The organism is Candidatus Bathycorpusculum sp. (genome assembly GCF_009778815.1).
GTDB lineage: Archaea > Thermoproteota > Bathyarchaeia > Bathyarchaeales > Bathycorpusculaceae > Bathycorpusculum > Bathycorpusculum hydrogenotrophicum.
On sequence record NZ_WRFL01000026.1, the window covers coordinates 22,783 to 30,521 of the forward strand.

The following is a 7,739-nucleotide window of genomic DNA, read 5'->3' on the forward strand; positions in this document are numbered from 1 at the left end:
GTGGAAAATACATAGAAAGGCTAAAAAACAATAGTGATTATAACTTAATTGAGAGCACAGCAACAAAGCTGTGTTGTTGCTGATTATCAACAACACATTTATAGAGGGAATTTTATTTGGTAGAAACTGCTTTAATTACACAAAAAAAACAAAACAACACCCGATCCGTCGCTAAACTATCCAATAATCGGCTCATCTATCAAAGCCTATTTACTCATTTAAGTGATGGTTTTGCTTACTGCCAAATACTCTTTGACAAATCCGGTGATGGTGTTGTTGATTATGTTTTTTGTGACTTAAACCAATCCTTTCGAAACATAACCAAATTAGGTAATAAACCCGTTGTTGGACAAAAAGTCTCCGAGTTGTTTCCTTGGATAGGCGATCTCTTTGGTGATTGGTTAAACCTCTGCGGTAGAGTCGCTAAAACTGGTCAGGGTGCCATAGTTGAGGGTTACTGTAGACCCCTGAATCGGTGGTTTTCAGCTGATGTTTACTGCCCCGAAAAAGGTTATGTGGCTATAATAGCTAAAGACATCACTACCCGTAGAAAAACCGAGCAGGCCCTTAAACTAAGCGAGAAGCAGTACAAAAAACTCGCTAACAGTATAGCTGATCCTTTCTTTGCCCTGGATTCTTGCTTAAAATTTAACTATTGGAACAAGGCGATTGAAAAATTTACAAGTGTAAACTGTGCCGATGTTTTGGGAAAACATTTCTTTTTTGTTTTTGGAAAAAATCGGGTGTCTCGCAGATTTGCCGGTATTTATCGTGATGTGATGCGAACCAAATATCCTCGAGCATTTAGTAGCAAGTTGCCCAAAGGTGCCGATGCTGTCTTTTTTGAAATTGAGGTATACCCCACAGGTAATGGTATCTCTGTTTTAGCTAGGGATATAACGATGCGCAAAAAAATGCAGGTTTCCATGGAGGAAAACACTAAACGATTAGAGGAGCTGGTTCGGATTCGTACTGAAAAACTCAACAATGCTGAACGGTTAGTTGCGATTGGAGAAACGGCTGGTATGATTGGTCATGATATTCGCAACCCTTTGCAGAGTATTATTGGTGAATTGTTCTTAGCCAAAGATGTGCTAAACGAGTTGCCTGAGACAAAACTTACCCAGAGTCTTATGGAATGTGTTGCTGATATTGAAGAGCAGACAATCTACATTAACAAAATTGTGGCTGATCTTCAAGACTTTGCTAAGCCACTGATTCCTTGTATAATCGATACTAATCTTGATGAAACAATTCGAGATGTTAGTTTACCTCTTGATGTGCCCCCAAATGTCCATATTAGCTACTTGTCGGTTATGCCCTATTTGGTGCTAAGGACCGATCCTTTGTTTATCAAACGTATTCTTAGTAATCTTATCTGCAACGGTATCCAAGCCATGGAAACCAATGGTGGTGAGTTAACGGTGCGTGCTTTTCTACGGGATAATTTTCTCATAGTTAGTGTTTCTGACACCGGTACTGGTATATCTGATGAGGTGAAAGAAAAAATCTTTAAGCCTTTGTTTACAACAAAATCAAGAGGACAGGGGTTTGGTTTAGCGGTGGTGAAAAAACTCGCCGAGGCCTTGGGTGGAAATGTTTGTTTTGAAACTCAGGTGGGTTGTGGTACAACGTTTATTGTTGAGCTTCCCCTCCTGAGTCCAAATATTATTCTAAGCTGATTTTTTCACCGGTTACAATGTAGACTATGGATTCACATGCATAGACTGCATGGTCTGCTATGCGTTCAAAGTATCGGGTAAGCAATATGCTTGAGGCGACGCATTTGTTGTTGGTTTTCTCTTGGCTGATTATTTTGTTGATAACGTCCTCATACATTTGGTCGATTTCGCGTTCTATTGGCGAGATGGTTTTGGCAAGGTTTACATCGTGTTTACGAAGTGCGTCTATGCTGGTTTTAACCATGAAGAGAACTTTATTTCCCATCTCGGCGAGGTCGTTTTGTATCCATGCTTCACACGGCGCTAAGCCGTGTAGTTGGTGGGTTATGTTGGATATGTCTAGGGCGTATCTGCTGTAGCGGGAAAAATCGTTGCTGATTTTCATGTGGGATTTGATGGTTCGCAGATCTGAGGCGACAGGTTGGAATCGTGCGATTAATTCAAATGTTTGGTCTTCGACTTTTCCTGCCATGGCGATAATGACATCTGATATTTCCTTGACATGTGGTTGTACGTTTTTGTTCTCAAAGTAGTTGCGTATGGCTGTTGTTATGGTTTCATGGGCTAATTCGCCCATGCGAATTAGTAGTACTGATTGTTCTTCTAGTCCCTGATCGATTATTCTGCTCATGGCTTTCCTATCCGAATTCTCCTGTTATATATCTCTCTGTTAACTGGTTCTTTGGCGACTCAAAAATATCTTTGGTTGCTCCAAATTCTATGAGGCTGCCCAGATACATAAATGCAGTGTAGTCTGATACACGTGATGCTTGTTGCATGTTGTGGGTGACAATGGCTACGGTATAGTTTTTCTTCAACTCCACAACCAGTTTCTCGATCTTGGCTGATGCAATTGGATCTAAGGCTGAGGTGGGTTAATCCATTAAGATTACTTCGGGTTTTAGTGCTATGGCTCGTGCAATGCATAGTCTTTGTTGTTGTCCGCCTGAGATGCTTGTACCTGGCTTTTTTAAATCATCTTTTACCTCCTCCCAGAGCGTTGCTTGTTGTAGGCTGTGTTTGACTATTTCATCGAGGTTTTTGTTTTTGTGGGCGCCTGTTAATTTTAGGCCTGCTGCAACATTATCGTAGATTGACATGGTGGGGAAGGGGTTGGGTTTTTGGAAAACCATGCCGACTCGTCGGCGAATCATCACTGGATCTACGTTTGGGTCATAGATGTTTTGGCCCTCAAGGAGTATTTGGCCGGTCAGTTTGGCGGTGGGTGCTAATTCATGCATCCTGTTGAGGGTGCGAATGAATGTAGATTTTCCACATCCGGAGGGTCCAATGATGGCTGTGATAGTGTTTGCTTTCATTGAGATGTTTATGTCTTTTAATGCCTGTTTAGTGCCAAACCATGCGTTCAAATCTACACTTTGCATCTTTATGTTGTTATTATCCATTTTTTCACCTTGTTCCTTTGTTTCGGCCTCTGCTGGCTAATCTGACGCATATGTTAAGGGTTAAAACTATTAAAATCAGCACTAAAGCTGCACCCCATGCTTGTGTTTGTTCTATTTGGAGATGTGAGCGAGAACTTAGGTAGATGCGCAGAGGCAGTGCATCTATTGGGGCGTTTAGTCCTTGGAAGAAGTAAAAGTTGCCAAGGATTGTGAGTAGGATGGGTGCGGTTTCGCCTGCTATGCGTGCTATGGCAAGAACAATGCCTGTTATTAATCCGCCTTTTGCGGAGGGTAACATAACGCTTAGGGTTGTTCTCCATCGATGTATGCCCAAGGCCATAGACGCCTCTCGAACACTATTTGGTACCAGTTTAAGTGATTCTTCGGTTGTTCTTGCAACGATAGGGATCATTATAAACGCTAATGCTACTGCGCCCGCCATTGGTGAGAAAGTGCCGGTTAAGCCGACAACAATTAGGCTATATGCGGTTATTCCCACAATTATGGAGGGAAATCCAGTTAATATGTCATTTATGGTTCGTATCCATGTGGCATATTTGTTATTTCCGTATTCAGCAAGATAGACTCCTGTTAGTATACCAATTGGGATGCCTATGGCGCTTGTTAACCCAATTAGAATTAGTGTTCCTTGTATGGCGGGTCCAATGTTGTTGCGCAGGCCATTTCCAGTTAAGAACTGCCAGTTTATAGCGGGGGCGCCTCGTACTATGACTTCAAAGAGGATGCTTAGCAGGGGCACAATAGCTATTATGAGACAGATTAAGCAGAGGACATAGAAGAATTTGTTTTTGAATTTACGCAGGCTATAACTGTGTAGGTTTAGCTTTTCAGATAGAGGCATTATTCAACGGCGCCTCCTTTGACTTTTAGAACCCGTGTTACCATAACATGTGCTACTATGTTTATGAGCAGACTGATTGCGAGCAAAACCAGTCCTGCGCCGATGTAGGCTGAGCTTTGGAGGGGTGTAGTTGAGTCGGAGAATCCGTTGGCAATAAGTGAAGGTAGGGTTTGACCTTGTTGAAACAGTGAGGTGGGCATAGCTCTTGGTCCAGTAGCGTTGCCTATGACCATAGTCACTGCCATAGTTTCGCCTATTGCTCTGCCTAGACCCAAAATTACTGCACCAAATATGCCGGAGCGTCCGTAGTTGAGGACCCAGTGGCGGATGACTTCCCATTTTGTGGCGCCGATGCCGTAGGCGCCTTCTCTTATGGAGTTTGGTACGGCGCTTATGACTTCTCTTGAAACCGATGCTACGGTTGGGATAATCATGATGGCAAGAATCAGTCCAGCGGTAAGAATATCGATGCCTGTGGGGTTTCCGCTAAATAGCGGTATCCAGCCTAGGTAGGTGTTTAGGGGTATTTCTATGTAGTTTAGAACCCAAAAGCGGAGTACAAACAAGCCCCAAAGACCATAGATTACGCTGGGAACAGCGGCTAACATTTCTACCAAGTAGGAAAAAGTTGTGCGTATGGGTTTGGGGGCCATCTCTACGATAAAGATTGCGATGCCCAAACTCAGAGGTACACCTACCAGCAGGGCGATGGCTGAGGTTAGCAGGGTTCCAAGAATGTAGGGTAAAACGCCAAATGATGATGTGGCTGGATCCCAGTTTTTTCCGGTGATAAACTCGACTCCGGATGTCGAAAGAACGTTTGTTGAACCAGTGACTAAAACGTAAGTGTTTAGTAATATGATAATTATGGCTGATGCGGCGATTATGGCAATTAAGGTCTTAAATATGTTGTCGCCTGTCAGCTTGATCATGCTAATCTGCCTGAACTAAAGATACAAAGAAAAAAAAGGTTTTGGAAGATTTGGATGGTCATAGCTTCACGTTTAATGTGTTGGTATAGTTTCGCCGTTGAAGGTTATTGACTTCAGTGTTGTTTCGTTGATTTCTACTAGGTTTGATGGCAGGGTTGCATACTGTAGTTTGTTGCCTAGTTGTTGACCATCGTGAACAACATACCAGATGTATTGTACGATTGCGGTTGCTTTCTCCTTGGTCATTTCTGGGATCACACTGAGGTCTTTGTAGACAAGCATGTAGGTTGGAGTGGCTATGGGGTATGCATCTGTACCGCTGGTGTTGAGGATGGATATGTTTTCCCAGCTGTCACTTCCTGAGGGAAGCGGTGATGGCAGGGCTTTGGCGGCTGCGGTTGTGCTGGCAAGCGTTGGGATAATATAGCTACCTGCGGGGTTTTTGATTGCTGCAACTGGTATATTGTGTTCTAATGTATAGGCTAGTTCAATGTAGCCGATTGAGTACTCTGTTGAGGTGACTGTTCCTGCTACTCCCGAGTTGCCGCTTTGGCCTATTCCGACTGGCCATTGGACGGTGGAATTTGCTCCGACTTGACTCTTCCAGGTGTCGCTGACGGAGGAGAGGTATTTTGTGAACCAGTTCGTTGTTCCTGAACCGTCTGATCGGTTGATGACTGTTATTGCTTTATGGGGCAAAGTTAAATCTGGATTGATTGCTGTTATAACAGGATCATCCCACATGGTTATTTTTCCTAAAAAGATATCTGCTATTATTGGGCCTGTGAGTTTTAGGCCGGTTCCGATGTTGGGTATGTTGTAAGCTATTGTGATTGCGCCGATGGTTTCTGGGATGTGTACGACATTGGGGGCGGCGGCTCTTTGTGAGCTAGATAGGGGGGCGTCTGAGCATGCAAAGTCAACGATTTTATTTGTTAAGTCGGTGACCCCTTTGCCGCTACCTCCGCCTTGGTAGTTAATTTGCACATTGGATTTTATCAGTGAGTATTCTGCTATTGTCTCTGCTAGGAAGGGTTGGGGAAAAGTTGCACCTGAAGCGGTGATTGATATGGACTCTGGAGCGGACAGATAAGCGTATGCGGCTACTGCGCCGATGATTATTGCAATTACTGCAATTCCTATTATGTATGTGGTTTTCATGGTTTTACATCCAGTTTTTATACTGTGTTTTTTGTACTATCATTAATTCTGTTATATAGTGAATGTTTATAAAATACATAGACTATATAGATATGCTTAATATAGTGTAAAAAAGTGTAAAAGCCTTGGGAAATAATTTGGAATTGAGCATGACAACAACCAAAGTAATCAAAAAATTAGCCGAAGGACGATGTAGTTGCCGGGTTATCGGTGAATCAAGTTTATGTGTTGTGTTTTTGTACTATATTTTTGTACTATTTTTAGTTTTGTTATATAGTTAATCAATATAAAATATGTTGATTATATAGGTATGATTAATATAGTGCAGAAACCCCGAAAGGTAGTTTAGAATCAAGCGTGAATCAAGCGTGACAACTAAAGAAATCGAAAAATTAACCGAAGAGCAACGTAAACTCCAGGTTACCGGTGGTTCAACATTTATCCTCTCACTGCCAAAAGACTGGGCAACTAAAAACGAGCTCAAACGCGGTAGCTCCATGATTGTCCGCGAAGAAGATGACGGCTCACTATCCATCTCCCCCTCAAGCTTCCACCAAAGAGGAAAACCTGACGAAGCCTTCATCAAAGTTGCCCAAAACGACAACCCAGATGCTATCATGAGAACTGCAATCTCTGCATACATAAATGGTTATAACGTCATCCATATCAGAGCACAAAACCAAAAAGTTCTATCCTCAAAGCTAAGAAATCACCTCAAAACTTTCGCCCGAAACTATCTCGTCGGCACAGAAATCGTCACAGACACCGCAACCAACCTAACCCTCCAAGTATTACTAAACTACCCCGAACTTACAATAAGAACCGCTTTGAGCCGCATGGCAATTATCGCATCCTCAATGCATAAAGAAGCCATACAATCACTTATGAACCTCGATCATTCCAACGCAAAAGCAGTCATCGAAACAGACCGCGAAGTCAACCGCTTTGGACTCTACATAGTACGACTACTAAAAATAGCCGTTACCAACCAAAGAGTCGTCAAAGACATCGGCTTAAGTAGCCAAATAGACTGCCTAGGCTACCGCCTCATCGCTAAATCCGTTGAACGTAGCGCCGATCATGCCACAAAAATCGCAGAAAACACTCTACTCCTAAAAGAAACCGTTAACGAAGAATTGCTAAGCAAAATCGCCCAACTAAGCGAACTAGCCAACACAATGTTTGAAGATGCAATGGCTGCTCTCTTTAAGCATGATTTCAACCAAGCAGAAGCCGTAATTGAAAAAATAGAACAAGTGCAACAACTCGAAAAAGAAGCCGTCCTCCAAGCCCAAAACATCAAAATCGAAGAAGTCGTCAACCTAAGATTACTCATCGAGAGCGTTCGACGCACAGCAGAATACGCCTGCGACATCTCAGAGGTCGTACTTAACCTAAACGTAGTTTCTGTTCTAAGCTAACCAAACTTCTCCAAACAAACCACCAAAATTGGTTGTTTGTGAAACTATGTAGTAGTGACAATGGCTTAGAAGTCCCAGACGGCTGATTTTCTGACTGCTATTAACTAGCAGTTGCCCCCTTTTGTGAACTAACTATCAAAATTTATGTCATGTGCATATTGCTTTGACCGCATTATAAATAAGTGTTGATTGTATATGTTAACACGTGCTTAGTTATGAATAAAAAGTACAGTGTTAACTTGACCAAAGATGAGCGTTGGATAATTTTTGAGACA

The 7,739-nt window shown here is 42.5% G+C and carries 6 protein-coding genes and 1 pseudogene; 2 read left to right on the forward strand and 5 right to left on the reverse strand.

Annotated features, from left to right (window positions below; all coding sequences use genetic code 11):
- The first annotated feature begins 116 nt into the window (after positions 1-116).
- Positions 117-1,682 carry an ATP-binding protein gene (locus tag FWF39_RS06480; protein WP_343382630.1) on the forward strand — a complete coding sequence of 522 codons (1,566 nt, stop codon included), beginning with the start codon at positions 117-119 and terminating at the stop codon, positions 1,680-1,682.
- Here FWF39_RS06480 and phoU read toward each other — a convergent pair.
- The 5 genes and pseudogenes from phoU to pstS all read right to left on the reverse strand — a co-directional run bounded on the left by phoU (position 1,669) and on the right by pstS (position 6,043).
- Entirely contained in the window at positions 1,669-2,313 is a 645-nt protein-coding gene (gene phoU, locus FWF39_RS06485) for a phosphate signaling complex protein PhoU (protein WP_343382631.1), read from the reverse strand. The genes FWF39_RS06480 and phoU overlap by 14 nt on opposite strands.
- Before the next feature lie 7 nt (positions 2,314-2,320).
- A pseudogene (pstB, locus tag FWF39_RS06490) lies at positions 2,321-3,088 on the reverse strand (phosphate ABC transporter ATP-binding protein PstB).
- Positions 3,089-3,092: 4 nt separating this feature from the next.
- Positions 3,093-3,950 carry a phosphate ABC transporter permease PstA gene (pstA, locus tag FWF39_RS06495; protein ID WP_343382632.1) on the reverse strand — a complete coding sequence of 286 codons (858 nt, stop codon included), beginning with the start codon at positions 3,948-3,950 and terminating at the stop codon, positions 3,093-3,095.
- Complete coding sequence (gene pstC, locus FWF39_RS06500; protein ID WP_343382633.1) at positions 3,950-4,882, reverse strand: phosphate ABC transporter permease subunit PstC; 933 nt, start codon at positions 4,880-4,882, stop codon at positions 3,950-3,952. Before pstC ends, pstA begins: the two co-directional genes overlap by 1 nt.
- 72 nt (positions 4,883-4,954) lie before the next feature.
- Complete coding sequence (gene pstS / locus FWF39_RS06505; RefSeq protein ID WP_343382634.1) at positions 4,955-6,043, reverse strand: phosphate ABC transporter substrate-binding protein PstS; 1,089 nt, start codon at positions 6,041-6,043, stop codon at positions 4,955-4,957.
- Between the two features lie 368 nt (positions 6,044-6,411).
- Here pstS and FWF39_RS06510 point away from each other — a divergent pair, with 368 nt between their 5' ends.
- Positions 6,412-7,464, forward strand: coding sequence for a phosphate uptake regulator PhoU (locus tag FWF39_RS06510; RefSeq protein ID WP_343382635.1), 1,053 nt, complete (start codon positions 6,412-6,414; stop codon positions 7,462-7,464).
- The last annotated feature ends 275 nt before the right edge of the window (positions 7,465-7,739 follow it).

Coding starts and splice junctions, on each gene's coding strand:
- phoU (WP_343382631.1), bottom strand. CDS start 2,313: ATGAGCAGAATAATCGATCAGGGACTAGAAGAACAATCAGTACTACTA.
- pstA (WP_343382632.1), bottom strand. CDS start 3,950: ATGCCTCTATCTGAAAAGCTAAACCTACACAGTTATAGCCTGCGTAAA.
- pstC (WP_343382633.1), bottom strand. CDS start 4,882: ATGATCAAGCTGACAGGCGACAACATATTTAAGACCTTAATTGCCATA.
- pstS (WP_343382634.1), bottom strand. CDS start 6,043: ATGAAAACCACATACATAATAGGAATTGCAGTAATTGCAATAATCATC.